We start from the raw sequence: 26,697 nt of genomic DNA, 5'->3' as shown, positions 1-26,697 counted from the left end.
GGACAGAGCCGTATGATCTCTTTATAATGACGGCTCACTGGACCGTTACTATCCGCTCCTTATGATTTGCTCTTTCCCACGCTCAGCTTGTTCTCTGTCCCGTTCATCAGCCGGCCGATATTGGCCCTGTGCTTGTAAAAGGCAGAGACAACCACAAGCGCAGCCAGCACATACATCTCCACAAGATGGCTTCCATCCACATGAAATCCGCCCATCTGTCCGTACACCACCACGCAGATAAAATATGTAACCACAACCACAAGGGAACCCACAGACACATACTTTGTGGCTGCCACGCTGGCAAGAAATACAGCCAGGCAGATCAGCATGATCCAGATATTCCAGGTGGTGATGATAATGCCGGCCGTGACCGCAATGCCCTTGCCGCCTTTAAACTTCATATAGAAAGGATAATTGTGTCCCAGGATGGCTCCAAGGCCCGCGTACTGGGACAGCACCGGCATAATGTCGCCGTATGTGCCCCCGAAGATCAGTCGGACCACAAGGACCGCGAACACGCACTTGAGACAGTCCCCCAGGAGGGTGATGACTCCCGCCTTCCATCCCATAGTCCGCAGGGCGTTGGTTGTCCCCGCGTTTCCGCTGCCCTTTGTCCGTATATCAATATGCTGTGTCTTTCCGTACAGATATCCGGTCTGGATCAGCCCAAAGGCATAGCCAATGACCAGACAAATGACTCGTTCTATCATGATTACTGCTCCTTCTCCTTCCGCTGGCGGATAAAGAATTTAAGAGACGTCCCCTTAAATCCAAAGGCCTCCCGGATTTTATTTTCCAGATACCTGGTGTATGAAAAATGCATCAGCTCCTTGTCATTGACAAAGATAACAAAGGTGGGGGGCTTCACCGCCACCTGGGTAATATAGAAGAGCTTCAGCCTCTTTCCCTTGTCCGAGGGGGGCTGCTGCATGGCCACAGCCTCCATCATGATCTCGTTGAGGACTCCCGTGGCCACCCGGAGGTTCTGGTTCTGGATCACCATGTCGATCTTCTCAAACAGCTTCGGAAGCCTCTGCCCGCTCTTGGCTGACACGTACATGATCTCCGCGTAGGGCATAAAGGAGAGAACCTGGCGCACCTTGTTCTCATACTCACGCATAGTCTTGTCATTTTTCTCAATGGCATCCCACTTGTTCACCACAATGATGATACCCTTGCCTCTCTCGTGGGCAATGCCCGCGATCTTGGCATCCTGCTCCGTGACTCCCTCTGTGGCGTCGATGACCACCAGGACCACGTCCGCCCGCTCCACAGCTGTCACGGTGCGGATGATACTGTACCGCTCCAGCTCCTCCTTGATCTTGTTCTTCCGGCGAAGTCCCGCTGTGTCGATAAACACATACTCCTTCCCGTCGTGGACCATCTCCGTGTCAATGGCGTCCCTGGTAGTGCCGGCGATATCCGACACGATCACTCTCTGCTCTCCAAGGAGCTTGTTGATGATGGAAGATTTCCCCACATTGGGCTTCCCGACGATGGCCACCCTGGGCCGCTCGTCCTCCTCCTCTTCCCCTGCATGCTCCGGGAAATGGGCAATCAGGGCGTCCAGCATATCTCCCAGCCCCAGCCTGGAGGAGGCGGAGATGGGAACCGGATCCCCGATGCCAAGATTGTAGAACTCATAGACATCAGGCATGAATTTGTCAAAATTGTCCACTTTGTTCACCACAAGCACAATCGGCTTTCCGGATCTGCGCAGCATGTCCGCCACCTTGGCGTCCGCGTCCTGCAGCCCCTGCCGCACATCCGTGAGAAAGATGATGACATCCGCCGTGTCTATGGCGATCTGCGCCTGCTCCCGCATCTGGGAGAGGATAATATCCTTGCTCTCCGGCTCAATTCCCCCTGTGTCGATCAGCGTAAATTCCCGGTCAAGCCATGACACATCCGCGTAAATCCGGTCCCGGGTCACGCCCGGCGTGTCCTTTACGATGGAGATCTTCTCACCGGCCAGCACGTTAAATAGAGTGGATTTTCCCACATTTGGCCGCCCCACGACGGCCACCACTGGTTTGCTCATATTTCTCTCCTTTTCCTGCTATTTCTTATCTGCTCCCCGGCCGCCGGGCGGCCGGTTTTCTTATCGTTGTCTCAGCACGGCATCAATAAAATCCTGCCCGCTTGATTTTACAATATCTATCTCGGATTGTAAAGCATCTTTCAGCTCCTCAAGGGTCATGTCATCCAGGAAAACCTCCTCCTGGCTGCGGAACATATTGCAGGGCAGAAGCAGTGCCTTCCCCAGTCTCTTCCCCGCCAGCTGCTCCTTCAGATCCTGCCCCGTGATAAGCCCCGCCACTGTGATCCTCTCCCCGAAAAACCGGTTCTCGATCTGGTAGGTGTGGACCACTGTCCCGGGATACCTGCTCTGGAGCTTCTGTGCCATACCGCAAATAAGAGGGTAGGCCAGCTTGCCCGTGGCCACGGACACTTCCCTGGGAAGGTCATCTCCTGGCAGCCTCTCAAAGGCCTCCTGAAACTCGTTTTCCAGAAGCCGCATCATCCCCACGCCGTTTTCCAGCTGCAGGTACCCGTCATACCGCTCCTCCGGGGGCATGTCCTCTCCGGCCAAAAGGTACCACTCATCTCCCGCATGGATAAAATGTGTCCCCCACCTTTCGTACAGCTCATCCTGCCAGCGGCGGATCACCGCCAGCACCTGCCTGGCGTCCTCGGGGGTGAAGGGCTCTAAGGGAAAGAGTCCCTCCCTGTACTTTGTAAGGCCCACCGGCACCACGGACACACTCTGCAGATAGGGCAGGTAGCCGGCCAGATCCCGGATGGTCCTCTCCAGCTCCTCCCCGTCGTTGATGCCCCGGCAGAGGACGATCTGGCCGTTCATCTCGATCCCCGCCTCATACAGCCTGTCCACCTTCTTCAGCGCCTCCCCGGCAAACCGGTTGTGGAGCATCTGACAGCGGAGCTCCGGATTGGTCGTGTGGAAAGAAATGTTGATGGGCTCCAGGTGATACCGGATGATCCTGTCAATATCGTGGTCGCTCATATTGGTCAGAGTCACATAGTTTCCCTGCAGGAAGGAGAGTCTGGAATCATCATCCTTGAAGTAGAGGGTATCTCTCATTCCCTCCGGCATCTGGTCGATAAAGCAGAAAATACATTTGTTCCTGCAGGAGCGGTACTCATCCATGAGCCCCTGCTCGAACTCGATGCCCAGATCCTCCTCATAGTCCTTCTCGATCTCCAGCTCCCACTCCTCGCCGTCCGGCTTCTCTATGGTGAGCACAAGCTCCTCGTCATTGACGAAAAAGTGATAGTCAAAGACATCCTCCACCTCCTGACCGTTGATGGACACAAGGATGTCCCCCTTCTCTATGCCCAGCTCATCTGCTATGCTGCCGGGCTCTATGCTCTTGATAACATGTCTGTGTGCCATATACAATACCTCTGCAATTTCTGATCTAATAAAGTATAACATATTTTGACCGATTAGTTGACCATTTTACCATAAAAGTGCTATAAATAATAGAGGAAAAATATATATGACTGGAGGAACCTATGTCAGATTTAAAAGTACTTGAGCATGCCTTGCCTGTAGCTCCCTTAAAGATCGCGGCTCTCGAGAGCTGCACGGAGCTGGGCCAAAAGGTAAATGACTATATCGTCCAATTCCGGAAGGACACCTCAAAGGAGACGCTCAGCTCTCCCGTCTTTTCTTCCTATCAGATGGACAACTATCTCATCGAGTGCCGCTGCCCCCGTTTTGGGAGCGGAGAGGCAAAGGGTACCATCAGGGAGACGGTCCGGGGCAAGGATCTCTTTGTAATGGTGGATGTGTGCAACTACAGCCTGACCTACTCTGTAAACGGCCATCTGAACCACATGTCACCGGATGACCACTATCAGGATCTGAAGCGCATCATCTCAGCCGCCAACGGGAAGGCACACAGGGTCAATGTGCTGATGCCCTTCTTATATGAAAGCCGCCAGCACAAGCGCACCAAGCGGGAGTCCCTGGACTGCGCCATGGCCCTGCGGGAGCTGGTGGACATGGGCGTGTCCAACATCATGACCTTTGACGCCCACGATCCCCGGGTGCAGAACGCCATCCCTCTCATCGGATTTGACAACTTCAATCCCCCCTACCAGTTCATGAAGGCGCTGCTCCGCGCAGAACCAGAACTGAAGGTGGACAAGGAGCACCTGATGATCGTCAGCCCGGACGAGGGAGCCATGCACAGGGCTGTCTACTTCTCCAACGTACTCGGAGTGGAGATGGGCATGTTCTACAAACGGCGGGATTACTCTACCATCGTGAACGGCAAAAATCCCATTGTGGCCCACGAATTCCTTGGCTCCGACGTCAGGGGCAAGGATCTCATCGTCGTGGATGACATGATCTCCTCCGGCGAGAGCATGCTGGACGTGGCAAAGCAGCTGAAGGACAGAGGGGCTGCCAGAGTCTTCGTCTGCACCACCTTCGGCCTTTTCACCAACGGTATGGAGATCTTCGACGACTACTACAACAAGGGCTACATCGACCGCCTGATCACCACCAACCTGACCTATCTGCCGCCCGAGACACTGAACAAGCCATATTTCGTCGTGGCGGACATGAGTAAATTCATCGCGCTGATCATCGATTCCATGAACCACGACATCTCCATCGGAGCTGTCCTGGATCCCACAAAGAGGATCCACGCGCTGATGGAAAAGCATAAAAAGAAGCTGGCTGAAAAAAAATAAATGTGCCAGCCCGCAAAAAGCTCCCGGCTGCGAACGGATCCTGTTCACAGCCGGGAGCTTTTATTCGCTTTTTTCACTTTTACTCCTGTGCCGGCGCAAGCCTTTCACGCACAGCCTCGTAGGCCCTGTCAAAATCCGGGTCCTCTTTTCCTGCGCTCCTTGCAATCTCGTGTCTTTCCCCGCTTCTGTCCGTGAGGAACAGGGCCTTCTCCCCGCCTCTTCCGAGTCCCACCTCCACCTTATCCATGTCACTCAGGCGGTAGATAAAGACATCCGACCGGAAAGAGAGGACAAACTCTCTCGTCACCAGCAGGCGAAAGGCAGGTATTTCCACCGCGTCAGGCGCGATCAGCTGATTAAAAAAATCCGCCTTGTCCTCAATCCCTGACAGCTTTGCGCCAAGGGCCCGCTGGTTTCTCACGTTCAGCACGGCCAGCAGGACTCCGGCCACAGCCAGAACCGCCCCGATGACCGGGCTGTTGAAGATAGCGATAAGGGCTGCCGCCAGAAGACTGATCCAGATGATCATCCCCGTCCGCAGACTCCTGGCCCTCTCCTCTATAAAATCATAATACTTCTGCTCTCCCGCAGTCTGTATTGCCATCCTGTAAGCCTCCGTATCCTTGTTCTTCTGTGCAGTGCGGGTACGGTCTAGCGGATCCGCTCCGGAAATCCCACTTTCTTCTGCACCTTGCGCAGCGTCTTATTGGCGTAGTAGCCGGCCTTCTCCGCATTTTCCTTGATAATACCGTCAATGTATGCCTTGTCCTTTGTGAGTCTTGCGGCCTCCTCCTGGAGAGGCTTCAGAACAGAGACAACAGACTCGCCCACAGCCATCTTGAAATCGCCGTAGCCCTTTCCGTCAAATTCCTTCACTACCTCCTCCGGCGTCTTTCCGGTGCAGGCGCTGTAGATGTTGATCAGGTTCTTGACGCCCGGCTGCTCATCCCTGTAGAGGATCTGAGCCTCGGAGTCCGTCACGGCCCGCTTGCATTTGCGCATGATCGTGTCCGGATCATCCATCAGGTAAATGCTGGCGTTGGGGTTCTCATCCGACTTGGACATCTTCTTTGCAGGATCCTGAAGGCTCATGATCTTGGCCCCCACTTTTCCAATATAGGCCTCCGGAATGGTGAATACGTCCCCGTAAATATTGTTAAATCTCTCCGCGATATCTCTCGTCAGCTCAAGATGCTGCTTCTGATCTACTCCCACAGGCACAACGTCTGCCTGATAGAGCAGGATGTCCGCCGCCATCAGCACCGGGTAAGTGAAAAGCCCGGCGTTGATATTGTCCGCATGCTTGGCCGCCTTGTCCTTGAACTGGGTCATCCGGTTCAGCTCGCCCATGTAGGTAAAGCAGTTCAGGATCCAGGCCAGCTCCGCGTGTCCGGACACATGAGACTGGTAGTAGATACAGTTCTTCTTCGGATCCAGACCGGCCGCGATGTAGAGGATGAGGAGCGCTCTGGCTCTCTTCCTCAGAGTCGCCGGGTCCTGGCGCACAGTGATAGAGTGCATGTCCACCACGCTGTAGAAGCACTCGTACTCGTCACTCAGTGTGACCCAGTTCTTCAGTGCTCCCAGATAGTTTCCAAGGGTCAGGTTTCCTGTCGCCTGCATCCCGCTGAATAATACTTTCTTGTCATTGATCATGTCTGTATCCTCCAATGTATTTTTCAATTTCTATGATCGGCTATTTCGCCCAGGGCTCTACCTTGTCTTTGTAGTACACCACATTTTCGGACAAAATATGAAATTCACCATTCTCCCAGACCACCTCTGTGACCGCACAGTTTTTGTGCACCCCTGTGCCCCAGTACCGGGAGAGGGGATCCTTTCTGATGTAGCAGAGCAGTCCCGCCAGGGCCGCGCCGTGGGTGGCGACCAGGATCTGCTTGTCCGCGTACTGGGGATTTCGCGCCAGATCCTCCAGGAACTCCCCCGTCCTGTCTCTGACCTGTCCGAAATCCTCTCCGCCCGCCGGGGCCCTGTACTTATCCGGCCCGTCAAAAAAGCGGTGGAATTCCTCCGGCAGCTCCCATCCATCGCTGGAGCAGCACTTCCCCTCATACTCCCCAAAGGACATCTCCTCGATCCGGGGCTCCTCTATAATCGGGACGTCTCTTCCCTCCAGGATGATCTGCGCCGTCTCCTTGGCCCTGGAAAGAGGGCTTGTAAAGCACAGGTCAAAGTGTATGTCTGCCAGGCCCTTGGCCGTCTCCCTGGCCAGGTGCCTTCCAAACTCATTGAGGGGAATATCCGACTGTCCCTGTATCTTTCTCGCTTTATTCCAGTCCGTCTCTCCGTGGCGGACAATGTATAGTTTCATCTGTCATGCCTCCTCAGCTTCGCTTCGCGCGGCCACTCCCTCCGGCGGATGCGCAGCGGATTTCTGCGGTTCCGCAGAAACCGCATTATGCGCAGGTATAATAATCACGATGTGATTATTATACCACACCTCTGCTGTTTTTCCATAGAAAATCGGTGAAAAAAGTGGTAGACTGAAGTGTAGGGCTGTTTTGGAGCGCTCTTCTGCCTGGCAATGGCATAAGAAGGCGCCTGCTGTATCCGGCCCTCAAGGACAAAACGATTTGGAAAGGATGATTTCGACATGGAAAAGATCACGAGTTTTACCATTGACCACATAAAGCTGGTTCCGGGCGTGTATGTGTCCAGAAAGGACATGGCGGGGAACTGCGTGGTAACCACCTTTGACCTGCGCATGACAAGCCCCAACGACGAGCCCGTCATGAACACGGCGGAGGTGCACACCATCGAACACCTGGGCGCCACCTTCCTGCGGAACGACCCGGACTACAAAGACAGGGTGCTGTACTTTGGCCCCATGGGCTGCCGCACCGGCTTCTACCTGCTGCTAGCCGGCGACTACGAGTCAAAGGACATCATCCCCCTCATGAAGAGCATGTTCGCCTTTATCGCAGGCTACGAGGGAGAAGTCCCCGGGGCATCCCCGAAGGACTGCGGCAATTATCTGGACATGAACCTTCCCATGGCCAAATACCTGGCGGGCAGGTATTTAAAAGAAGTGCTGGAAGGCATCACAGAGGAGAGGCTGGTCTACCCGGAGTAGGCCGCCTGTCCATTACTCCCATAAAAAACAGCGAAGAGAGGCCGAAAACAGCCTCTCTTTTTCTATTATACCACTGAGTATGTTACTCTTTCTACCAGTTCCAGCTCTTCTCCCCTTTGTGGGAATTCTCCCTTTTCCCGCTGTCCTGCCCCGGCTTCCACTTCCTGTTGTAGGGAAAGTCCTTTTTCAGCACCACATTCCTGATGTAAGCGTAGGTCTTCTCCTCCCCATCCCGGGCCAGCCGCTTCAGAAGATCGTGGAGAAGCTCCGCTGTCTCAGGGTGGATCATCTTCCCCAGCATAGCTGCCCCCTGCTCGTAGTACTGCAGCGGGTGCCAGTCCTCGTATTTATCCCTCTGGTAGGTCTTGGAGGCCGAGATCCGGTCCACGAACATCTCCGCCACATACCGGGCCGGCATCTTCATACCGATGATCCCATCCTCTTTTTTCATTCCGTAATCGATCCAGTATTCATAGTGATGCTTGTTCCGCCCCTTGTGGTGGAGCCAGGCGGAGGAGTAGCCCTTTGCCTCCCTCTCCGCGTTGTTGGGGCTCCTCGTCCCCTGGTAATACCTGCATCCCACCAGAAACTCAGTGGGCGAGTACTTGGACATGTCGTGGAGCAGTCCCTGCCTGTACAGCCCCAGCTTAAAGCATCCCTTCATGACAAGGATCTTGTGGTGAGTGATCGTGCGAAAATGTCTCCATGCCTTCATCTTTGTCATACTTCCTTCTCAAAATACTTCGGTCTTCACAATACTTCCGTCTTCACAATACTTCCGCCCCTGTCACCGCACATACCTGATCAGGCAGAGCAGGAGCAGGTGGGCCGGGTAAAATATATAGAAAAAATATTTCATGCCACGGCCCTTTTTCCCGTTGTAGAGAGCAATGGGGATCACAGCCAGCGCCCCGAAGCGCTGCACCGCCGACTGCCACAGGAAATTCCAGGCGCCGGCCAGGGCCAGGCCGGCCCAGGGCCTCGCCCTCCCTATATAGAAGATCAGCACAAGTAGGACGCCCCGAAAGCCGTAGTCCGCTCCGAGAGCCTCCGCAAACCACATAGCGATAAAGATCTCCAGGATGCGCTCCGGCCACTCTCTGCTGCGCTCCAGCACCGCCATCAGAGCCACGCTGATAAAGAGGGTAAAAAACACATTCTGCCTCTGGGGATACCAGACTGTCTGGAAAAAGGCCAGATCAAAGGGGATTTCCGACAAAAGTGCGAAGATCCCCAGTCTTGCAAGATATCTGTATCTATCCCTTGTATGGAAAAATCCCTCCGCCAAAAGAAAGGCAAATATGGGAAAGGCCAGCCTTCCGATGCGGATCAGATTTTCCTCCCCGGGAAAAAGTATCCTCCCCGTATGATCCGCCGCCATGCAGAGGATGGCAACACACTTCAGAGAAAAGGAGTCAAACACAGAGGCTCTCTGAAGCAGCGCCCGGAGAAGCTCCTTGATCTTTGTCCTCTCCATCTCCTACCGCCCTGTGAAGACGGCGATGGTCCTGTCTTTGAGAAGCGCCTCCCTCTGGTTTTCCAGCGGCTCCTCCTCCGCCAGGATGCCCTCCTTTGTGTCCGCGACCAGATACCACTTCTTCCCTTTTGGGAGGGCCGGAAGGGCAAACTCATGCTCCAGCCAGTGCATATTGTAGGCCACAAAGCAGTCCTCATCTCCGGCCATCTTGCCGCAGTAATAGACTCCCAGCTGGCGACTGGACACCTCCGACGGGGTCTGCCATGCGTAGGCGCCGTGGTAGGAAACATCGGGCACGCCGCAGCTGATCTGATCCATGCCCAGCAGCTCCTTCTCCTGGGAGAGCACCGGGTGGGCTTTGCGCAGGGCGATCAGCTCCTTCACAAAGGAGAAGAGCTTTTTCTCACGCTCCAGGCGGCTCCAGTCCAGCCAGCCTGTGGGATTGTCCTGACAGTAGGCGTTGTTGTTCCCCTTCTGGGTGTTGGCGAACTCATCGCCGGCCAGAATGCAGGGAGTTCCCTGAGCCAGCAGCACGAGGAAGAAGGCGTTCCTTCTCTGCCCCTCCCGGAGGGCCATGACCGCCTTTTTCCTGCTTGGGCCCTCCGCCCCGCAGTTCCAGCTGTAATTGTAGTCCGGTCCATCCTGGTTGTTCTCACCGTTGGCCTCATTGTGCTTGGCGTCGTAGGAGACAAGGTCGTTCAGGGTAAACCCGTTCTGGTTGGCGATATAATTGTAGAACCCTTCCGCGCCTGCCTGACGGCGAAGCCAGTAGATCACATCGCCCACCATCCCCTCGTCCCCCTTCAGGAAACGGCGCATCACATTCTGAAATCCGGTCTGGTGCTTTAAGAGCTTCAGGCCCCGCAGCATGGGGTCGCTGTACACTCCTTCCACAGGAGTCACGTCAGGATTGAGGATGAAACCGTCCACGTGGTACTCCAGCATATAGTGGCGCAAACAGGCTTCCATAAGGATCCTGGGCGTGTTCCCCTCAAATGGCATCTCCAGGATCACCTCGATTCCCGCCTTATGGCAGGTCTTGACCATGTCCTTCAGCTCAGTCACCGGGTCCCCCGCCGCGTAGGCCGCCTTGGGCGCAAAATAGCAGCCAGGGCCATAGCCCCAGTAGTTTACGTACTTGGGGGAGGGCATAAACTCGTACACCGGCATGCAGTGGATCTGGTTGATCCCCAGCTCCAGCATATAGGGGATCTTCTCCACAACGCCGGCAAAGGTGCCCTTGTGCTTTACGCGGGAAGACGCGTGTTTTGTAAACCCTCTCACATGGAGACTGTAGGCCACCACTCTGTGCATGGGTATGCAGGGCCGCTTATCCCCCTCCCAGTCGTAGTCGTCCACATAGAGGACGCCCCGGACCGGTCGCCTCGTCTGAGCGGTGTCATCCAGCGTCTCGTGAAACTTCTCTGTCCCGGAAAGCTTCCTGGCATAGGGATCCACGATCATCTCCTCTCCGATCCGGTAGCAGTACTCGTACTCCTGCGCCGGGAAATCCTCCAGAGCCAGAAAACGCACGGCCCCCGTCTCCTCCCTTCGTGGCATGTCAAAGCACAGTGCAGGCTCTTTTTCTCCCTTTTTGTAGAGCAGGAGCTCACACGTCTTCTCCGGCGGCGCCTCCACCGCGAAATTAACCTTGTTCTCTCGTACCTCCGCCCCAAGCGGCAAAGGTTTCCCCTCTTTTTTTGTCATTGTCCATCCTTCCTGCTGCCTCTACTGCCAGCCGTCTGCTCCATACATTTCCACGTTGTCCTTTGTGATCATGTCAATGATCTCCACATAGTTTTCCTTCTCATAGTCCTCACCGTTCAGGATCGCCAGAGCCACCTCCACAGCTGTCTTTCCCATATTGATGGGGGACTGGGCGGCCGTGCCGGCAATCTGTGTGTCGGATTTCAAAAGCTCCTTTTTAATATCCGGGGAACCGTCCACGCCGTAGATGATCACATTGTCCAGCCCCAGCAGATTGACTGCGGTCTGGGCTCCAACGGCGATCTGATCGTTGCCGCACATGATGGCGGTCACATCCGGGTGCTCCTCCAGGGCAGACTGCGCCACCTCGAGGGATTTCTCAAATTTCCCGTCCGTGTTCTCCCGGGCCACAACCTCAAAGCCCGGATCCGCATTGGAGATAACCTCCTCAAAGCCGGTGATCCTGTCATTGATGGAGTTCTGGGTGGGGCATTCCAGGATCAGCACCTTCCCGCCCTCCGGGCAGCGCTCCAGCAGGGCCTGTCCGCAGATCCGGCCTGCCTCCACATTGTCTGACCCCACGTAGGCGTCCACATAATCCATCTCCTTCACCTGGGTGTCCACATTGATGATCTTCACCCCGGCCTCCTTAAGAGCCTGCAGGGAGGGTGTGATGCTCTCCCAGTTCACAGGGCTTAAGAAAATGGCGTCTATTCCGTCATCGATCATCTGCTGGATCTGGGACGCCTGGGTGTCCGCGTCGGTTCCCGGATCCATGGTGATCAGCTCATCTCCTCTCTCTGTCAGGGCCTCCCGGATGGAATTCTCCAGAGTGATAAAATAAGGATTTTCCATGTCAATGGCGCTGAAGCCAAATGTATATCCTTCCTCCTCAGCCTGTCCGTCCTCTTCCTCCCCGTCTTCGTCTTCCTCCTGCACCGGGTTGTCCTCCGGACTTCCCACATTCTTCTTGCAGCCTGCCGCCGACAGGACACAGACAAGGATCATGGCAAGGACAGCCATGAACTTTCGGTTTTTCATATATGCTCCTCCTTAATGTCATCGCTTTGATTTCATACTTAGTTAGTATTTTACAACATTTTACACCGTTTGACCAGTCCCGTATCGCACGGATATGTCTCGTGATATGTCTTGCTTTTGCAGCCGCTCTCTGGTAGAGTAAAGACAGAGGAACTCTCTGAAAACAGGAAAAAGCAAAAGGAGAAAATGATCATGAGAGAACAGCAGAATGAAGAGATCACGGTAACACTGACACTGGACAACGACGAAGTGCTTGAGTGTGCCGTCCTCACCATCTACGAGGCAGGCGGACGTCAGTACATCGCTCTCCTTCCGCTGGATGAAAACGGGGAAGAAGAGGGGGATGTGTACATCTACCGCTACATTGAGACAGACCCGGAAAATCCGGATCTGGAGAACATCGAGGACGATGAGGAGTACGAAATCGCAGCCGACGCCTTTGACGAGTGGCTGGACGAGCAGGAATTCGAGGAAGATCTGGACGCCTTCTAGGCGTCCTTCTTCTTTTTTCGGCGAAGCAGAAGCTCCTCCACGAACCGGGAAGGATCCGCGTCCTTTCCGTTTTTTGTCTTCACGTAGGTGATGACCAGCTTCTCCCTGGCCCTTGTCATGGCCACGTAGAACATCCGCCTCTCCTCCTCAAGCTCCTCCTCAAGCTTTGCCTTCCGGTAGGGAGTCACGCCCTCGTTGGCGCCCAGGATAAAAACCGTGTCAAACTCCAGCCCTTTGGCGCTGTGCATGGTCATGAGGGAAATGCCCTCGCGGCGCTCATCGCTCCTTTGCCTCTGCTGCTCCCGCAGATTTCTCCCGTATTCGTCGGTATAGCGGAACCACTCCTCCATTGTCTGGAAATCCTTTGTGCTTTCCTGGATCTGCTCCAATATCTCGAAGAGCTCCTCCTCCCCTGTGCGCCGGGCCTTCGCCCACTCCCGGAGGTAGTCGTCGTACCCGATCCTCTTGCGGATGTACTGGACAGCCGCATAGGGAGTCTTTCGCTCCATCATCCGGATATCCCACTCAAACTGGTCGATGCGGTCCTGCATCCAGTCCTTATCACAGTAGAACTTCCGCAGGTCCTCAAAGGAGACGTCTCCCCTCTCCATGCTCTCCCGGCTGATATAGCGCTTGGGGCAGTTGGCGATATCCAGGAAATATTTCCTGTCCCGCTTCCCGCAGGCCAGCTCCATGTAGCTGCGGATATTTCTCCCGATGAAGTGCTCGAACACATTGCGCACATAGTCCCGCATGGAAAAGGGCAGCCGCCGCTCCATCAGCTGTCCCGCCAGGATGCCGGCGTCCATGTTTGTCCGGAAGAGAACAGCCATGTCTTTTATGGCCACTCCCTCCTCCATCCTCTTCTGTATGGCAAAGATAATGTACCTTGCCTCCTCCGTGGGATCCCTCACCTCCTGGACATGGACCGGCGCCCCCTTCTCCTTGACTGTGCACAGCTTCTTTGGATACCGCTTTTTGTTGTGCTCAATGACCCGGACCGCCCCCTTCAGGATGTAGGAGGTACACCGGTAGTTCACATCCAGAAGGATTTTCCTTGTCCCCGGATAATCCTTTGGAAAGCCCAGCATGATCCCCGGCCTGGCGCCCCGGAACTGATAGATGGACTGGTCGTCGTCCCCCACCACAAAGAGATTGTTCTCCGGCAGAGCCAGCATCCGGAGCACCTCGTACTGAACCCGGTTCACATCCTGGAACTCATCCACCAGGATGTAGCGGAATTTCTTCTGCCACCGCTCCAGTATGTCCGGCCTTGTCTTAAAAAGCTTCCAGCACAGGAGCAGCATGTCGTCAAAGTCGATCTTTTTCATCTGCTTCTTCTTCGCCTCGTAAAGCCTGCATATGTCCTGGAAATGCCGTGGGCTGACCTGAGACTCGTAGTCCGCAAGCCTGATCCCGCTGTTCTTCACCTTCCCCATCTCGGAGAGAAGCCTCTCCATATAGTCCTTCTCGTCCTCTATCTCCATGTCCGGGCTCATCTGGGGCAGGGTCAGGATCTGCCGCAGCAGCTCCCGTTTCTCCTCCTCAGCCAGGATGTTGGCTGAGGTGAGTCCGTAGGCCCACTTCAGGATGCCATAATAGATCCCGTGAAAAGTGCCGAAGGTGACGGGCAGCCTCCTGCCGGCCATAAGGCCCTCGAACCGCTCCTTCATCTGCCGGGCCGCGTATCTGGTAAAAGTAATGACCAGAATTTCTTCTGGCCTTACTCTGCATTTCTCTATTAAATACTTAATCCTCGCCGCAATGGTGAGTGTCTTGCCGGAGCCGGGTCCCGCCAGGACCATACAGGGTCCCTCCCTGTGGCAGGCCGCCTCCTGCTGGGCCTTGTTAAGCTGCATTTCCTACCTCGCTTCCAGCTTTTCAATTCCTCTGCGGATACGGGCCAGAGACTCCTCTTTTCCCAGAACCTCCATGATCTCTGTGGCTCCTCCCGGAGTGCTCTGCTTGCCGGACACGGCTGTCCGCAGCGGCCACATCACATAGCCGATCTTGACGCCCTTCTCGTCCACATAGGACTTCAGCGTGGCGTAGAGGGCATCGTTGCTGTAATCCTCCTGGCTCTCAAGGAGAGGCAGTGTCTCCCGCAGCACCTCCAGAGAGGTCTCCTCGTTGGTCTTCATCTTCTTGTGGCAGTACATGGAGGTGTCGTACTCCGGAAGCTCCTCAAAGAAATCAATATGATCCTTTATATCCGGGAAGATCTCGATCCTCGTCTTCACGAGGGCGGCGATCTTCTTCAGGTCCATATCCCTGGTGATGACCTCCCTGATGTAGGGCTCTGCCATCTCGTAGAATTTGTCAAAATCCATGGCCTTCAGGTACTCGCTGTTCATCCACTTCAGCTTCTGAACATCAAACACGGCCGGGGACTTGCTCATATGGCGGTAGTCGAAGACCTTCACCAGCTCCTCCAGGGAGAAGATCTCCTGGGTCCCCTCCGGGCACCAGCCAAGCAGGGCCACGTAGTTGACGATGGCCTCTGACACAAAGCCCTGATCCAGCAGGTCCTCGTAGGAGGAATGGCCACACCGCTTGCTCAGCTTCTTGTGGTTCTCGTCCGTGATCAGCGGGCAGTGCACGTACACCGGCACATCCCAGCCGAAGGCCTCATAGATGCGGTTGTACTTGGGAGCGGAGGACAGGTACTCATTCCCCCTTACCACATGGGTGATCCCCATCAGATGGTCGTCCACCACGTTGGCGAAGTTGTAGGTGGGATACCCGTCTGACTTGATCAGGATCATGTCGTCCAGCTCCTCATTGGGCACTGTGATGTCCCCGTAGATTTCATCATGGAAGGTAGTCGTCCCCTCCGTTGGCATGTTGATGCGGATCACATAGGGCTTGCCGGCCGCCAGATTAGCCTCAATCTCCTCTTTGCTCAGATGGAGGCAGTGCTTGTCGTAGACCACGATCTCCGTGCCGTCGCCGGACACCTTGCTCTTTAAGGACTCCAGCCTCTCCTTGTCGCAGAAGCAGTAGTAGGCGTCCCCCTGCTCGATGAGCTGCTTGGCATACTTCAGATAGAGGCCGGAAGCATTTCTCTCACTCTGCACGTAGGGGCCCACCCCTCCGTCCTTGTCCGGTCCCTCATCGTGGACAAGTCCTGTCTTCTCAAGTGTTCTGTATATGATATCCAGAGCCCCCTCCATGAAGCGCTCCTGGTCCGTATCCTCGATCCGGAGGATAAAGTCACCTCCCTCGTGCTTTGCGATCAGATACGCGTAGAGCGCAGTCCGCAGATTGCCCACATGCATCCTGCCTGTGGGGCTCGGTGCAAATCTTGTTCTTACTTTACTCATTGTCTCTCTCCATTTCTGTGATTATTTCTCCCAGCGCGTCATCCACCCGGCTCTGCCAGAAGATGTCCGCGTCCTTGTTGGAGAAGTGGTCTTCTCCGTCTATGACGATCAGCTTCTCCCCCTCATAGTAGCCGGTGAGCTGGCTGCAGAGGAAGGATTTCAGATTGGTCCCAAGCACAAGGAGCACATCCGCCTTCTGCATCTCAGTGGCGGCCCTGGTGATGACCTGGTTGTCCACCATCTCCCCGAAGAGGATGACGTCCGGCCTCACCGCCTGCCCGCATGTCTCGCACAGGGGAATTCTGTCCGTGTTCCTTATGTATTCTACAGGATACTCTCTGCCGCAATGAGGACAGTAATTTCTGAAAATGCTGCCGTGCAGCTCAATGACATTGCTGCAGCCCGCCCGGCTGGGAAGGTGGAACAGCCTTCTTGTGATGATGGTCTGAAAGATACCGGCCTGCTCCAGCCTGGCCATCTCATAATACCCCTTTCCGGGCGGTATGTCTACTGCCGAGAGGATTTCATTCCTGTAAAATTCATAAAACTGCTGCTTCCGGGTAGAAAAGAAGGCGCTGGAAAAGATCTCCTCGGCGGAGTACCCGTACTTTTCTTCAATGGCATAGGACTCTCCTCCGTCCCGCACCACCGGGTAGCCGCTCTCCTCCAGCATGCCCCGTCCGCTCAGCACCACTGTGTATCTGCTCTCCCTGAGCATCCCGTAAATCGTTCCCGCAATAGCTGACATAGTCTCCGCCTCCTTTTTGTCCTTCTATATCCATACCATAAAAGGATTATAACATACCTTATTGTACCACACTTAATTTATGACAATCAAGCCTCTTTGGAGGCTCTGCGGAGCTTCCATCTCTTTTTCCAGTACCGGGGCTGGAAAAATTCTCTGGGGATGGAGACGATGAACACAATGCCAAGGACGATGGCAAAGGCCACCTTCACCGCGCCAAGCCCCCGCTGGGCCGCCTCCCCCAGCTGGTTTGTCACCAGATAGTAGGCCGTGTAGTACACCCCCGCCCCGGGCACCAGGGGAAAAATACCGGATATCATAAAGATGGTGATAGGACATTTCAGCCGCACAGTCAGGATCCGGGAGATGAGCACCACCACCAGGGCCCCGAAAAAGGACGCCACAGCCGCCGAGGTTCCCTGTACTGCCAGACAGTACACCATCCAGCCCATGGCCCCCGTCAGCCCGCAGCTCAGATAGAAGCGCCTGGGCACGTTGAACATGACCGCGAAGCCGATAGTGCCGAAAAAGGCACAGAAAAAATTCAAAAGCACATCCTGCACAACACTCATCATATGCCCGCTCCTCCCATGATATTTGTGTAGACTCCCAGCGTAAAGCCGACGCCGATGGCAATGTAGACGAAGACGAGGAGAGCGTCTATCATCCGCACTGTACCCGACAGAAAGTCACTGTCCGCAATGTCCCGGATGGCGTTTGTGAAGGCCATCCCCGGCACCAGGGGCATGATGCCGCTGATGATCATGCCGTCCAGGTGAAGGACAGCCGGGAAGAAATGCCGGAACAGGAGGGCCAGGAATGTGATGAGGGCCCCACCCACAATGTTGACGATGATCTTGGACATGTGAAACCGCTTGGACGTCAGGACCCACACGTACAGGAGACAGCCTATGAGGAAGGCCGCCAGGCTGTCCGTCACGCCCGCCCCCAGAAGAAATCCAAAGCAGCCGCTGCCCATGCCCGCGGCCAGGATCTGGAAGTATCCCTTTGTGGGCGGGATCTGCTCGATTTCCCTGAGCCGCGCAAAGGCCTCGTCAATCCCCACAAGCCCGGCTGAGATCTCCCGGGACAGGGCGTTCACCTCCGCCACGATCCCCAGGTGGGAGGAGGACAGCGGAATATGCTTCACCCTTGTGTAGGTGTCCCCGTCGCCGATCTTGATACTGACAATGATGGCGTGGCTGAGGGTAAAAGTGTCCACATCCTCCACGTGGAAGCGGCTGCATATATATTTGATCGTCTCCTCCACACGGAAAATCTCGCCCCCGTTCTTCAGGAGGATACGCCCCGCCTCCAGAGCCAGATCCAGCACTCTCTTGGGATCCGCCTCGGTCCTTAAGTCCTTTTTCAGATAGACCATGTCTGTCAGCAGGATGCCATCATCCCGGATGGGCTCCCTGTAATTGGCCGTAAAAAAACCGGGCACGATGTGGGAGTGGACAAAGCCGCAGTGCTGGTAAAAGCGGATCGTCTTCTCCGTGTTCCCGGTCCCCACATACATGGTGTCGCACTGATAGCTGTATTTCTCGCACACATAGTGGACAAGGGCCGTGCCATACCCCCTGCCCTGAGCCTCCTCCCTGGTGGCCAGGTTCTTCAGCTCACATTTTCTTTTCCCAATCTGACAGACAACACAGACAGACTGCACCTGCCCCTGGTCATCGTATAACGCAAACATATCCCCGGAGTCCAGATACTTCTCTATCATGTCCTCCTGGGGATCTGCCAGCATCAGTAAATCGAGAAATGCAGTCTTCTGCAGTGTAACCTGTTGAATTTCCATCCCTTTTTCCATCCCTCTATCCGCTGTTTCCATTTACAAGTTCAGCCTATTATAACACCATCCTTTCAAAAATGACAGAGGAATTTTGGACTGTTCTTACACAAAAACAATAGCAAAAGAGGAGGCGGCGTCCCGGCATACCAGACGCTGCCTCCTCTCCTTATACTTTTAGTTGATATATCCGGCCTTCTTCAGCTCCTCCTGGGCTCTGCCCAGGTTGGCGTCAGACACCAGGATGATAGGCCCTGTACAGCCCATGCCGCTCTCCGCATAAATCCCCAGCTTCCAGAGAGCCCGCACGCCGTCCTCCAGATCCATGATCTCGATCCCCGCGATCTGTGATGTCACCGGTTCCTTGGCCGGCGCCTTCACTTCCTCCTGCTCCACAGGCTTTGCAGACGCCTTTCTCGCTGCCAGGATATCCGCCAGGCCCGCCTTCTTGGCTGCGGCGAACTCCTCCTTCGCGATATCAAACACCTTACCTCTCAACAGCTCAGCCGCATAGCTCAGCGCCCCCTTGATGAGAGGCGCGCCGGAAGCCCTGGAAATGATCAGCACCAGCTGCTCATAATTTTCCCCAATACCAGGGCCGTAGCCAAATCCTGACGCCTCATAGCTTCCTCCTGTCGTGAAGGAGGAGAGCATCTTGATCAGGATATTCCCGGACAGCGAATCACATACCATAATATCCGCCGACCCCTGGAGCACATCGTTTCCTCTCATGACACAGCCTCCGTCCGCCCTGGCGGACTCGGCAAATGTGATATCGTACCCGTTCTCCTTCAACTGCTTCAGGGCAATCTCTGTCTGACGCGCCCCGTCCACGTTCAGGATCCCGACTGTGGGATGCTCCTTTCCGCAGGCTTTTGCGGCGATGATCCCGTAAATGGCATTTTTTATCATGCCCTCAATGCGGTCCGCGCTGGAGGTACCCGTAGTGGTGGCCACGAACATCTCTCTTCCCCTGGCAGGGGTGACGGCCCGGCCCACAGTGGAGACGCCGATGGGGAACGGGAAATGCATGGTGACAGCCCCGTCCACTTCCTTGTTCTTCAGGAGCTCCTCCATCTTCCTGTGTCCTTCATCCTCGTCCGCCACCTTCACCGTGGTCACGCCCTCCGCCTCAAGGGTGCCGATGTAATACACATCAATGCCTTCCCTGGCAGCCGCAACAGCCGCCTCCATAGCGTTCTCCTCGCCGTGTTCGCTTCCCATACCGGTGAGAGCGATCTTGGGCTTTTTCCCGAACCGGCCGCTCTCCAGTCCCTCTGCCATTTCCATAAAGGTGGAGGCGATTATTTTCTCAATATGATCAGCCATGTTCCACCCTCCTTTACTCTGCCAGAAGCGCTGCCGCGAACTCTTTCATGGCTTTTGCGATCAGCCCTTTTACTTCCTCTTCGGAGACGCCGCTCTCTTTCTTCTCCTGCTCTGCCGTGTTTCCGTGGATCACGAAAGACACGCCGTCAAAAAGATTGGTCATACGGCCAAGGAAGAGGCTTCCCTTTCCGATGATCATGGCATTCTTGATCTTTCCTTCCAGGATATCCTCCCTGGCAACGCCGATGTAAGGCACACCGGAGGGAATATGTCCCTGGGTGGGCGCCCAGCCGGTCAGTCCGTGCTTCTTTGTAAAGTCTGCCAGCTCCTTGCGGTCCAGCTCTCCTCTCTTCACAGCCAGAGCGCCGATCATCTTGTAGTTGGCAAGAGGCACATCTCCGGCTCCCGCCGGTTTGGTGATATCCGGGTTCTGCATCTCCGGTGAATACTTGTCGATATCCGGGATCTTCATGCCCGCTCTGTCCAGAGGATCCGCTACAAGACTGCCGATGACAGCCTGGGGAGCAGAACCTGTGCCCACTGTGTGGCGTCCCAGCATGCCAAGGTCGATCTCCGGGCTTACGCCGTCGTTCTCTGTGATGACAACGGCAAATCCGCCCAGGCAGTCCTCCAGGATGGGGAGGCCCTTCTTCACATGGTCCTTGCCGTTCATACCAAGCTTGGCCGTGCAGCCGCCGCTTGTGACAACCACGGTCCTGTAGGCGCCGGATTTCACCAGGGACGCCGCCTCGATGACCGCGTGCACAGGCGCTGCGCAGAAGCCTCTCACATCAGAGCCAGTAGCGTTCACAAGTCCCGCCACCTCTGCTGCCGCCTTGGCGAAGTTACCCCCGCCTCTCTGGTTCATGTCCCCGCAGGCCTCCTCCGCGCAGTCGATGACGTACTCCACGTCCTCCTTCCTGATGCCCGCGTTGCGGACAGCGTAGAGAAGTGCCAGGACGCTGGACGCCTTGCTCATCAGGTTCTCGTGCATCACATGGGCGGACAGGTTCTGGTCGATATCGTGGGCAGCCTTCACGCAGCCTACCAGCTTGCCGTCAAAATAGAGTCCCTCCGCGTGCTCCTCGTTTACAAACTGCTCGATCTCGGAGAGCTCCACGCCCTCGTGCACTCTTTCAAGGATTTCCTCCGTGATCACCGGATCCTTGGCAAAGGCCTCCCTGTGGGCTGCCACAAACCCTTTCTCCAGCCGTACCACCTCGAACATGTCGCTGGCCTGCACAAGAAGGAGGAACTCCTCCTCAGGCATGATCTCACCGAATTTGCCGTAGCGCTGTGCCCCCTCCATCTTCTTGTCGTACCAGGGGAATTCCACCTCCGCCAGCTCCTCCGGATGGACGTTGCCGATGTAGGTCTGGTTGGGCCAGTAGGATACCGCCTCCTCGTACGTGCGGAGCCTGTCAGGCACCTCCTTCAGATACTCCGACTCGGGATTGACGATGCGCTCTGTCGTCTGTGTTGTTCCGTTATACAAAACCATATCAGGCGTATGTACTAAAATGTAGCTTGCCCCTTTGATCACACTGTTCATGGGTTTTTCCCCTTTCTTCTTTTTACCATAATAAGCAGGGCGGCGGGGTGACACCGCCCCGCCCTCCTAGAATTTACAATATTGCTCTCTGATAGCTGTCATCTCGGAAATGATGTCATCCACATCGAGAACCATCTCCATCATGCTGATCTGCTCATCATAGACAGCCTCGTCAAATTCTTCCTTCATCTCCGGCTCGCATACGTGATAAACCTGAAGTCCAAGCTGGACTCCTGTCAATGGACCTGCGAAGGTGGGGTCTCCCGCTGTCACGGTCTCAGCTGCAAGTCCTGCAGCCTCGCCCTCTGCGGCTCCGAGAACTACAACAAGGTTCTCCGGGCCGTACTCGTCAGCGAACTCCTTTACTCTCTTCTGATTTTCCAGATCCATTGCGCCTGCGCTCGTTCAGACAAAGCACTCCGTGGACGCGAATACCACTTCCCCGCCCGCTGTCTTTACACACTCAGCGATGGCAGGCCCCGGAATTCCGTCACGGTCTCCGATAATTATTACTTTTTTGCCTTCCAAAATAGCCATAATTATGCGTTCTCCTTTCTTCTGTTGTTTTTTGCTGCTTTTGTTTTTTATGATTAAAGATATTTCTTAATCATCGCTTCAATGCTCTCGGGCGTACAGTCGTCCTTCACAAGCTCCTCCACCTTTTCTCCATCCTTGTAGATGGCCATCACCGGGAGTCCCAGCACTTTCTGGGAGATGGCAAGGCGGCGGGCCTTTGTGGTATTCAGGGATGTGAATTTCATCTTATCCCCGTATGTGTCGGCAAACTCATGTACCTTGGGCATGAGGGCCTGACAGGGCACACAGCCGTCCCCGTAAAAATCTACGAATACATATCCGTCTGCTTTCAGCACTTCCTCTTCAAATGTGGTCTTGTCAACATCGATCATTGTTTTCTACACTCCTTTTAAATTTTAGAAATAATCCGACAGGCTCCTCTCCACCTGTACGGCGGCGATGGCTCCGTCCGCGGCCGCCGTCACGACCTGGCGCAGGCTCTTGATGCGGACATCTCCCACCGCGTAGACGTTGGGGATGCTGGTGTGCATGTCCTCATCTGTCCGGATATAGCCTCTCTCATCCATATCCAGAATTCCCTCAAAGAGCTTTGAGTTGGGTACAGTGCCGATAAAACCGAACACGCCGAACATGCCGTCTTCCTCGTCCGCCTCCACAGTTCTCACTTCGCCGGTCTTGACATTCTTCACCTTCATCCACTGGAGGATGTCGTCTCCTCCTAACTCCTCCACCACGCTGTCCCAGAAGAACTCGATCTTCGGGTTTGCGAAGGCCTTCTCCTGGATGGATTTGGCTGCGCGCAGCTCGTCTCTTCTGTGGATGATGGTAACTTTTCTGGCAAATTTGGTCAGGTACATGGCCTCCTCCACTGCGGAGTCGCCTCCTCCTACGACAAACACTTCCAGATCCTCAAAGAAGTTGGCATCGCAGGTAGCGCAGTAGGAAACTCCCTTTCCTCTGAATTCCGCCTCACCCTTGCAGCCGATGGGCCGGGCATAGGCTCCTGTGGCAATGATCACGTTCTTTGCCTGGTACTCTGCCTTGGCGCTTTTCAAAATCTTAATCTCGCCGTCCAGCTCCACCGCGTTGATGGTGTCGGAGACTCTCTCGGCGCCGAATTTTTCCACCTGCTGTGTCATGCGGGCGATGAGCGAGGGTCCTGTCTCTCCCTCCACAATCTGCCCCGGATAGTTCTCAATGTCGTCCGTGATGGCGATCTGTCCTCCGTCCTGGCCTTTCTCGATGATCAGGGTGGAGAGCCTGCTCCTGCCGGCGTACAGACCGGCCGCAAGCCCGCCCGGGCCGGCGCCCAGGACGATCACGTCATAAACTTTGCTCATGGGTAACATCTCCTTTTTCTTTTTTCATCTATTCTAATCGAAAATCGTCTGACTGTCCACTTCCGTGGTAAGGGCTGTCAACGCCTTCTCCACAATATGGCGGCGGAGCTTCTTCTCCTCCTCGTGGTCCAGAGCCGGATTTCCGAGGGGATGGGGGATCGCGATAGCCGGAACGATCCTGTTGGCTCCTACGGTCATGGAGATCGGTGTTACTGTACAGATGTGTACTACCGGAATGCCAGCCCTCTCAATTTCTTTCACCATCGTTGCACCGCAACGAGTACAGGTGCCTCATGTAGAGGTCAGGATCACGCCGTCCACGCCATCCGCCTTCAGCTTCTGGGAAAATTCATCCGCAAAGGCCTTGGCAGAGGCAACAGCCGTGCCGTTTCCTGTTGTCGTATAGAAGATGTGGTGCAGCTCGCCTATCTTTCCTTCCTTCTCCATCTCCCGGAGTACGTCCACCGGGAGCACCCGGTCCGCATCCTCGTTGGCGTAGACCGGATCGTACCCGCCGTGGGCCGTCTCGTAGGTGTCGGATGTGAGGTCCGTCACCCCGGTGATATCATACTCGCCGTAGTGCGACGCGCTTGAGCTCTCAATGTGATCCGGATTTCCCTTGGGAACGATGCCGCCGGATGTGACAAGGGCGATCTTGGCATGGGCCAGATCCTTGATAGGTGGATTGGGCGCCACCTTGTCAAAGCTGGGCATCGGATACTCTGTCTCAAAGGGCTTGCCGGCCAGCTTCTTGAGGAGCATCTGGACCGCTCTTTTGGATCCCCTCTCCTTCTCAAAGAAGTTTACCCTGACGCCGCCCGGCATATACCCCTCCTCGCAGGAGGCTCCGATCTGTTCTCCTCTTGCCAGCTTCAGGGCCAGGGGGGCCATCTTAGCCACCGCCGCTCTCATGCCAGCCGCGCTGTTCTTTGTGGAGATCGTGTAGACCTTGTCCTTAAACATATCCGCTCCCGGATTTTCCACGTACATGCCTGTCACCGCCGGGATACCCAGCTCCTCCTGGACAGCCGCCGCGATGGTGCCGCAGGCCACGCCGTAGCGCCCCGCGTTGAAGGCCGGTCCGGCGATGAACACATCCGGGTCCTGCTCTTTGACCATGGCCAGGATATCTGCCTTGGCTTTCTCCAGATTCTCGTTGAAATAGGAGTCGCCGCACACCACGGTGGCGATGATCTCCGCCTCGTCCTTAAAATTCATCTTGAACGCAAGTCCGGGGCCCACAGCCTCGCCCACGCGCAGCTCCGCCGGGTAGTCTGCCTTCTCCTCCCCGCCGATGTTGGCGAAGAACTGATTGATATAATGTACAACTTTGATCTTACTCATTTCCTGTATGTCCTCCCTTCTACCTTGCGCTCAGTTTGTTAAATCCGGTTTCGTTTGTGGCCCCTGTGATGACCTGCAGCTCCACCTCCAGGGAGCCGTCCTCCCGCAGGGTCTCCTCGCTGGCTCCCGCAATCTTTGTCACATAGTCCAGGGTGCCAATGACCTTGTCAAGCTTGGGCAGGATCACTACCTGGTTGGCGTTTCCCCCTGTGACAACGGCATCCGCAGCCGCGTCCGCGTCCGCCAGGGACTGGGACCGGCCGTCCCGTCCGGCGTACTCATCTGTGATGATGACGGTCTTCACGCCCTCGGCCTCGATCTTTTTGCAGTTCATGATCAGGTCTGTATCCGGGTTTCCAAATCCCTCCTGGGATACGATGACGCCGTCCAGATCCAGCATTTTACACAGCTTTGCCGTCCAGTCGGAGGAGCGCTGCTTGTCCGCCAGGTACACGTTCTCGTTGGTGATGATCTGGCACACAAAGTTCAGCGTCTTACCGTGCTCCTCAAAGAGGTCGTGCACTACCGGGTTGTTCTGATGTACATAGGTGGGGTTCTTGTCACAGGCGGACACGCAGTTTCCTGAAACGATGGCGCCGTCCATGATCTCCGTGGGGCTCAGGATCGTGGGAAGGATCTTCTTCGCGTCTACCCCATACACGTAGGTGTCGTGGAGAAGCCCCTGGCTCTGCAGCATCTGCACGTAAGCTACCCTGGGAAGGTCCGGGTATTTCTCCATCCCCTCCTTTATGGTGCATGTCTCGTACACCTTTGTCTCATCCGGTGTCAGGCTGCGGGCAAGCTCCCCAATGTAAGCCGCAACTCTGAATCCGGCAAATCTGACTGCCTTCTCATAGTCATGCTGTTTGATATCGTCAACCGGCTCGCACACCATCACCAGATTGAGTGTCTGGGAGAAGGGTGTGTACTGTGCTCCCGGTCCTGTCATATCGATGATACCCTCCTGGAATCCGACGATGCGTCCCGCTGTCACTACAGCCATGCCTTTGAGAGCGTATGTCTTTCCGCTTCCCACTGTGTCTACCTTGGAGATCACTCCCGGGAATACGCCTCCTGTCCCTTCCACCTTCACTCTCGGCTCGATCACGTCCTTCACCGGTGTGATGCGGACGGACTCGCCGGGGCGGGCAATATCAAAGGACACTGCCTTGATCTTCTCATCCTCCAGAGCTGTCTTTTCCAGCTCCTCCTTTGACACATAAAGGACACCGTCCTGAATTCTGCTCTCGTCCGCGAACTGGATATCCCTGATGTAAATGTGGCCCATTTCTAATCTCACGTTTCTTTACCTCCTTGCTCTTCTACGCTATGATTGCTTGCCATGATTTCCCGCAGCTTTTCGCTGCCTCTCAATGACGGGTCTACCATACGTCCGCCGACTCCATTGCACTCTCCAGCAGAGTCCAGTCAATGAGCTGAAAGTCTTCGTACACCTCCTGCCCGTAGCTCTTCTGTCGGTCTGTGAATTTCTCACAGGTCTGTATGGCCGCCTCGATCAGCCTGACGGACTGCGGGTCCACCTCCTCCTTCTTCCCGCTCAGCATGACCGATTTGTATGGTGTCTCCTTCGGCTTCACACTCCCCGACAGGGGGTGCGACAGAAGCCTGTAGCCCTGGCAGATCTTTTTCTCCGCCTCTCTTAGAAGTTCCTCATAGGGAACGGATATATAACATACCCTCCTGCGCCCTTCCAGCTTCCGGGCCGCAAGCGGATTGTTAGTCAAAATCATGTAGCTGTCCATCCTCTTCTCTCCTTCTACCTGTCCGGAGGTCTTTTCTCTGGAATAAAAAAGAGGCGTCACAAACACTTCTACGTGTCTGCCGCCCCGCTCTGTCTACTTCTGCCTGCGCATGGGCATCCGCCCCATGCCCATCTTTGCATTATATTCAGAATTCGTCCCTCTTCCAATCCTTTTGCCTGAAAGTTTCACCGGTGAACCAGCTTTTTCGTCCTCCGGCTTGCCTCTTCGGCGGCTGCTCTTTGTCAGCTCTCTCGTGAAAGAGATCGTCCGTATCCAATTGCATGTCTCATTTGTCTCATCTATAAATCTTTATGATTTATAGGTCTGTTCAATGACAAGTTCATACTACCCTAATTGTAACTTTTTTGCAATACCCGCATTGTCAAGAAGATTATTTTTGTGTGTTCTGCACAAATTCAGACTTGAAATTTTG

26 protein-coding genes and 1 riboswitch are annotated in these 26,697 nt (G+C 55.2%); of the genes, 3 read left to right on the top strand and 23 right to left on the bottom strand.

Going from position 1 to position 26,697, the window contains the following annotated elements:
- Positions 1 to 59 precede the first annotated feature (59 nt).
- The 3 genes from plsY to H7U36_RS09620 are packed head-to-tail and all read right to left on the bottom strand — an operon-like array spanning position 60 to position 3,415.
- Complete coding sequence (plsY, locus tag H7U36_RS09630) at positions 60 to 707, bottom strand: glycerol-3-phosphate 1-O-acyltransferase PlsY (RefSeq protein WP_191493293.1); 648 nt, start codon at positions 705 to 707, stop codon at positions 60 to 62.
- 5 nt (positions 708 to 712) lie between these two features.
- A complete protein-coding gene (gene der, locus H7U36_RS09625) occupies positions 713 to 2,041 on the bottom strand; it encodes a ribosome biogenesis GTPase Der (RefSeq protein ID WP_205156064.1) in 1,329 nt (442 codons plus the stop codon).
- Between the two features lie 60 nt (positions 2,042 to 2,101).
- Complete coding sequence (locus H7U36_RS09620; protein WP_138302664.1) at positions 2,102 to 3,415, bottom strand: DUF512 domain-containing protein; 1,314 nt, start codon at positions 3,413 to 3,415, stop codon at positions 2,102 to 2,104.
- Positions 3,416 to 3,537: 122 nt separating this feature from the next.
- Here H7U36_RS09620 and H7U36_RS09615 point away from each other — a divergent pair, with 122 nt between their 5' ends.
- On the top strand, positions 3,538 to 4,725 hold the full coding sequence (locus H7U36_RS09615) for a ribose-phosphate pyrophosphokinase (RefSeq protein WP_033124551.1): 1,188 nt from the start codon (positions 3,538 to 3,540) through the stop codon (positions 4,723 to 4,725).
- Positions 4,726 to 4,804: 79 nt separating this feature from the next.
- Here the strand turns inward: H7U36_RS09615 and H7U36_RS09610 are convergent, their stop codons facing one another.
- Genes H7U36_RS09610 through H7U36_RS09600 form a run of 3 tightly spaced genes read right to left on the bottom strand, consistent with a single transcriptional unit; the run spans position 4,805 to position 7,057 of the window.
- Positions 4,805 to 5,329, bottom strand: coding sequence for a hypothetical protein (locus H7U36_RS09610; RefSeq protein WP_205156063.1), 525 nt, complete (start codon positions 5,327 to 5,329; stop codon positions 4,805 to 4,807).
- Between the two features lie 47 nt (positions 5,330 to 5,376).
- On the bottom strand, positions 5,377 to 6,381 hold the full coding sequence (gene trpS, locus H7U36_RS09605; RefSeq protein WP_033124549.1) for a tryptophan--tRNA ligase: 1,005 nt from the start codon (positions 6,379 to 6,381) through the stop codon (positions 5,377 to 5,379).
- Positions 6,382 to 6,421: 40 nt separating this feature from the next.
- On the bottom strand, positions 6,422 to 7,057 hold the full coding sequence (locus H7U36_RS09600) for a histidine phosphatase family protein (RefSeq protein ID WP_138302665.1): 636 nt from the start codon (positions 7,055 to 7,057) through the stop codon (positions 6,422 to 6,424).
- A gap of 282 nt (positions 7,058 to 7,339) precedes the next feature.
- On the opposite strand from H7U36_RS09600, the gene H7U36_RS09595 reads away from it, so the two are divergent.
- Positions 7,340 to 7,819 carry an S-ribosylhomocysteine lyase gene (locus H7U36_RS09595; RefSeq protein ID WP_033124547.1) on the top strand — a complete coding sequence of 160 codons (480 nt, stop codon included), beginning with the start codon at positions 7,340 to 7,342 and terminating at the stop codon, positions 7,817 to 7,819.
- A 91-nt stretch (positions 7,820 to 7,910) separates the two neighbouring features.
- Here H7U36_RS09595 and H7U36_RS09590 read toward each other — a convergent pair whose 3' ends face one another.
- The 4 genes from H7U36_RS09590 to H7U36_RS09575 all read right to left on the bottom strand — a co-directional run bounded on the left by H7U36_RS09590 (position 7,911) and on the right by H7U36_RS09575 (position 12,044).
- Positions 7,911 to 8,534 carry a DUF5662 family protein gene (locus tag H7U36_RS09590; RefSeq protein WP_243425724.1) on the bottom strand — a complete coding sequence of 208 codons (624 nt, stop codon included), beginning with the start codon at positions 8,532 to 8,534 and terminating at the stop codon, positions 7,911 to 7,913.
- A 72-nt stretch (positions 8,535 to 8,606) separates the two neighbouring features.
- Positions 8,607 to 9,296, bottom strand: a complete 690-nt coding sequence (locus tag H7U36_RS09585) for a TraX family protein (protein ID WP_138302666.1) — start codon at positions 9,294 to 9,296, stop codon at positions 8,607 to 8,609.
- A gap of 3 nt (positions 9,297 to 9,299) precedes the next feature.
- Positions 9,300 to 11,003: an alpha-amylase family glycosyl hydrolase gene (locus tag H7U36_RS09580; protein WP_033124546.1), complete on the bottom strand. Its 1,704-nt coding sequence runs from the start codon at positions 11,001 to 11,003 to the stop codon at positions 9,300 to 9,302.
- A 21-nt stretch (positions 11,004 to 11,024) separates the two neighbouring features.
- Positions 11,025 to 12,044 (bottom strand): sugar ABC transporter substrate-binding protein, encoded by a 1,020-nt coding sequence (locus H7U36_RS09575; RefSeq protein ID WP_033124545.1) that lies wholly within the window; start codon positions 12,042 to 12,044, stop codon positions 11,025 to 11,027.
- 192 nt (positions 12,045 to 12,236) lie between these two features.
- Here H7U36_RS09575 and H7U36_RS09570 point away from each other — a divergent pair, with 192 nt between their 5' ends.
- A complete protein-coding gene (locus H7U36_RS09570) occupies positions 12,237 to 12,536 on the top strand; it encodes a DUF1292 domain-containing protein (RefSeq protein ID WP_226394164.1) in 300 nt (99 codons plus the stop codon).
- Here H7U36_RS09570 and H7U36_RS09565 read toward each other — a convergent pair.
- From H7U36_RS09565 to H7U36_RS09505, 13 genes are all read right to left on the bottom strand, one after another.
- A complete protein-coding gene (locus H7U36_RS09565; protein WP_191428329.1) occupies positions 12,533 to 14,395 on the bottom strand; it encodes an ATP-dependent helicase in 1,863 nt (620 codons plus the stop codon). The two genes, H7U36_RS09570 and H7U36_RS09565, sit on opposite strands and share 4 nt — an antisense overlap.
- A gap of 3 nt (positions 14,396 to 14,398) precedes the next feature.
- Entirely contained in the window at positions 14,399 to 15,859 is a 1,461-nt protein-coding gene (gene gltX, locus H7U36_RS09560) for a glutamate--tRNA ligase (RefSeq protein ID WP_138302669.1), read from the bottom strand.
- On the bottom strand, positions 15,852 to 16,607 hold the full coding sequence (locus H7U36_RS09555) for an SIR2 family NAD-dependent protein deacylase (protein WP_243127111.1): 756 nt from the start codon (positions 16,605 to 16,607) through the stop codon (positions 15,852 to 15,854). The genes gltX and H7U36_RS09555 overlap by 8 nt, the downstream gene beginning before the upstream one ends.
- An 86-nt stretch (positions 16,608 to 16,693) precedes the next feature.
- Positions 16,694 to 17,179: a threonine/serine exporter family protein gene (locus H7U36_RS09550; protein ID WP_243127112.1), complete on the bottom strand. Its 486-nt coding sequence runs from the start codon at positions 17,177 to 17,179 to the stop codon at positions 16,694 to 16,696.
- Positions 17,176 to 18,408: a GNAT family N-acetyltransferase gene (locus tag H7U36_RS09545; protein ID WP_205156062.1), complete on the bottom strand. Its 1,233-nt coding sequence runs from the start codon at positions 18,406 to 18,408 to the stop codon at positions 17,176 to 17,178. The genes H7U36_RS09550 and H7U36_RS09545 overlap by 4 nt, the downstream gene beginning before the upstream one ends.
- A 168-nt stretch (positions 18,409 to 18,576) precedes the next feature.
- The gene (gene grdD / locus H7U36_RS09540) at positions 18,577 to 19,728 is read right to left on the bottom strand and encodes a glycine/sarcosine/betaine reductase complex component C subunit alpha (protein ID WP_087173184.1); all 1,152 of its coding nucleotides are present in this window, start codon (positions 19,726 to 19,728) and stop codon (positions 18,577 to 18,579) included.
- A gap of 13 nt (positions 19,729 to 19,741) precedes the next feature.
- Positions 19,742 to 21,280, bottom strand: a complete 1,539-nt coding sequence (gene grdC, locus H7U36_RS09535) for a glycine/sarcosine/betaine reductase complex component C subunit beta (protein WP_205156061.1) — start codon at positions 21,278 to 21,280, stop codon at positions 19,742 to 19,744.
- 66 nt (positions 21,281 to 21,346) lie between these two features.
- Positions 21,347 to 21,817 carry a glycine/sarcosine/betaine reductase complex selenoprotein A gene (grdA, locus tag H7U36_RS09530; protein WP_138302673.1) on the bottom strand — a complete coding sequence of 157 codons (471 nt, stop codon included), beginning with the start codon at positions 21,815 to 21,817 and terminating at the stop codon, positions 21,347 to 21,349.
- Positions 21,818 to 21,870: 53 nt separating this feature from the next.
- On the bottom strand, positions 21,871 to 22,188 hold the full coding sequence (gene trxA / locus H7U36_RS09525) for a thioredoxin TrxA (protein WP_138302674.1): 318 nt from the start codon (positions 22,186 to 22,188) through the stop codon (positions 21,871 to 21,873).
- A gap of 24 nt (positions 22,189 to 22,212) precedes the next feature.
- On the bottom strand, positions 22,213 to 23,157 hold the full coding sequence (gene trxB / locus H7U36_RS09520) for a thioredoxin-disulfide reductase (protein WP_138302675.1): 945 nt from the start codon (positions 23,155 to 23,157) through the stop codon (positions 22,213 to 22,215).
- Positions 23,158 to 23,190: 33 nt separating this feature from the next.
- On the bottom strand, positions 23,191 to 24,501 hold the full coding sequence (gene grdB, locus H7U36_RS09515) for a glycine reductase complex selenoprotein B (RefSeq protein ID WP_138302676.1): 1,311 nt from the start codon (positions 24,499 to 24,501) through the stop codon (positions 23,191 to 23,193).
- Positions 24,502 to 24,520: 19 nt separating this feature from the next.
- A complete protein-coding gene (locus H7U36_RS09510; RefSeq protein WP_205156060.1) occupies positions 24,521 to 25,801 on the bottom strand; it encodes a glycine/sarcosine/betaine reductase component B subunit in 1,281 nt (426 codons plus the stop codon).
- An 82-nt stretch (positions 25,802 to 25,883) separates the two neighbouring features.
- Positions 25,884 to 26,264 carry a GrdX family protein gene (locus H7U36_RS09505; protein WP_033124633.1) on the bottom strand — a complete coding sequence of 127 codons (381 nt, stop codon included), beginning with the start codon at positions 26,262 to 26,264 and terminating at the stop codon, positions 25,884 to 25,886.
- 154 nt (positions 26,265 to 26,418) lie between these two features.
- Positions 26,419 to 26,530, bottom strand: a riboswitch (glycine riboswitch).
- Between the last annotated feature and the right edge of the window lie 167 nt (positions 26,531 to 26,697).

The sequence above is a fragment of the Faecalicatena fissicatena genome (assembly GCF_016900595.1).
Lineage (GTDB): Bacteria > Bacillota > Clostridia > Lachnospirales > Lachnospiraceae > Claveliimonas > Claveliimonas intestinigallinarum.
The sequence above is the reverse complement of the archived record's forward strand: the minus strand, read 5'-3'. Positions and strand labels throughout refer to the sequence as shown.

Bases quoted from the DNA above. Each gene is read 5' to 3' on its own strand.
- der (WP_205156064.1), bottom strand. From the start codon at position 2,041: ATGAGCAAACCAGTGGTGGCCGTCGTGGGGCGGCCAAATGTGGGAAAA.
- H7U36_RS09620 (WP_138302664.1), bottom strand. From the start codon at position 3,415: ATGGCACACAGACATGTTATCAAGAGCATAGAGCCCGGCAGCATAGCA.
- H7U36_RS09615 (WP_033124551.1), top strand. From the start codon at position 3,538: ATGTCAGATTTAAAAGTACTTGAGCATGCCTTGCCTGTAGCTCCCTTA.
- H7U36_RS09610 (WP_205156063.1), bottom strand. From the start codon at position 5,329: ATGGCAATACAGACTGCGGGAGAGCAGAAGTATTATGATTTTATAGAG.
- trpS (WP_033124549.1), bottom strand. From the start codon at position 6,381: ATGATCAATGACAAGAAAGTATTATTCAGCGGGATGCAGGCGACAGGA.
- H7U36_RS09600 (WP_138302665.1), bottom strand. From the start codon at position 7,057: ATGAAACTATACATTGTCCGCCACGGAGAGACGGACTGGAATAAAGCG.
- H7U36_RS09595 (WP_033124547.1), top strand. From the start codon at position 7,340: ATGGAAAAGATCACGAGTTTTACCATTGACCACATAAAGCTGGTTCCG.
- H7U36_RS09590 (WP_243425724.1), bottom strand. From the start codon at position 8,534: ATGAAGGCATGGAGACATTTTCGCACGATCACTCACCACAAGATCCTT.
- H7U36_RS09585 (WP_138302666.1), bottom strand. From the start codon at position 9,296: ATGGAGAGGACAAAGATCAAGGAGCTTCTCCGGGCGCTGCTTCAGAGA.
- H7U36_RS09580 (WP_033124546.1), bottom strand. From the start codon at position 11,003: ATGACAAAAAAAGAGGGGAAACCTTTGCCGCTTGGGGCGGAGGTACGA.
- H7U36_RS09575 (WP_033124545.1), bottom strand. From the start codon at position 12,044: ATGAAAAACCGAAAGTTCATGGCTGTCCTTGCCATGATCCTTGTCTGT.
- H7U36_RS09570 (WP_226394164.1), top strand. From the start codon at position 12,237: ATGAGAGAACAGCAGAATGAAGAGATCACGGTAACACTGACACTGGAC.
- H7U36_RS09565 (WP_191428329.1), bottom strand. From the start codon at position 14,395: ATGCAGCTTAACAAGGCCCAGCAGGAGGCGGCCTGCCACAGGGAGGGA.
- gltX (WP_138302669.1), bottom strand. From the start codon at position 15,859: ATGAGTAAAGTAAGAACAAGATTTGCACCGAGCCCCACAGGCAGGATG.
- H7U36_RS09555 (WP_243127111.1), bottom strand. From the start codon at position 16,607: ATGTCAGCTATTGCGGGAACGATTTACGGGATGCTCAGGGAGAGCAGA.
- H7U36_RS09550 (WP_243127112.1), bottom strand. From the start codon at position 17,179: ATGATGAGTGTTGTGCAGGATGTGCTTTTGAATTTTTTCTGTGCCTTT.
- H7U36_RS09545 (WP_205156062.1), bottom strand. From the start codon at position 18,408: ATGGAAATTCAACAGGTTACACTGCAGAAGACTGCATTTCTCGATTTA.
- grdD (WP_087173184.1), bottom strand. From the start codon at position 19,728: ATGGCTGATCATATTGAGAAAATAATCGCCTCCACCTTTATGGAAATG.
- grdC (WP_205156061.1), bottom strand. From the start codon at position 21,280: ATGAACAGTGTGATCAAAGGGGCAAGCTACATTTTAGTACATACGCCT.
- trxA (WP_138302674.1), bottom strand. From the start codon at position 22,188: ATGATCGATGTTGACAAGACCACATTTGAAGAGGAAGTGCTGAAAGCA.
- trxB (WP_138302675.1), bottom strand. From the start codon at position 23,157: ATGAGCAAAGTTTATGACGTGATCGTCCTGGGCGCCGGCCCGGGCGGG.
- H7U36_RS09505 (WP_033124633.1), bottom strand. From the start codon at position 26,264: ATGGACAGCTACATGATTTTGACTAACAATCCGCTTGCGGCCCGGAAG.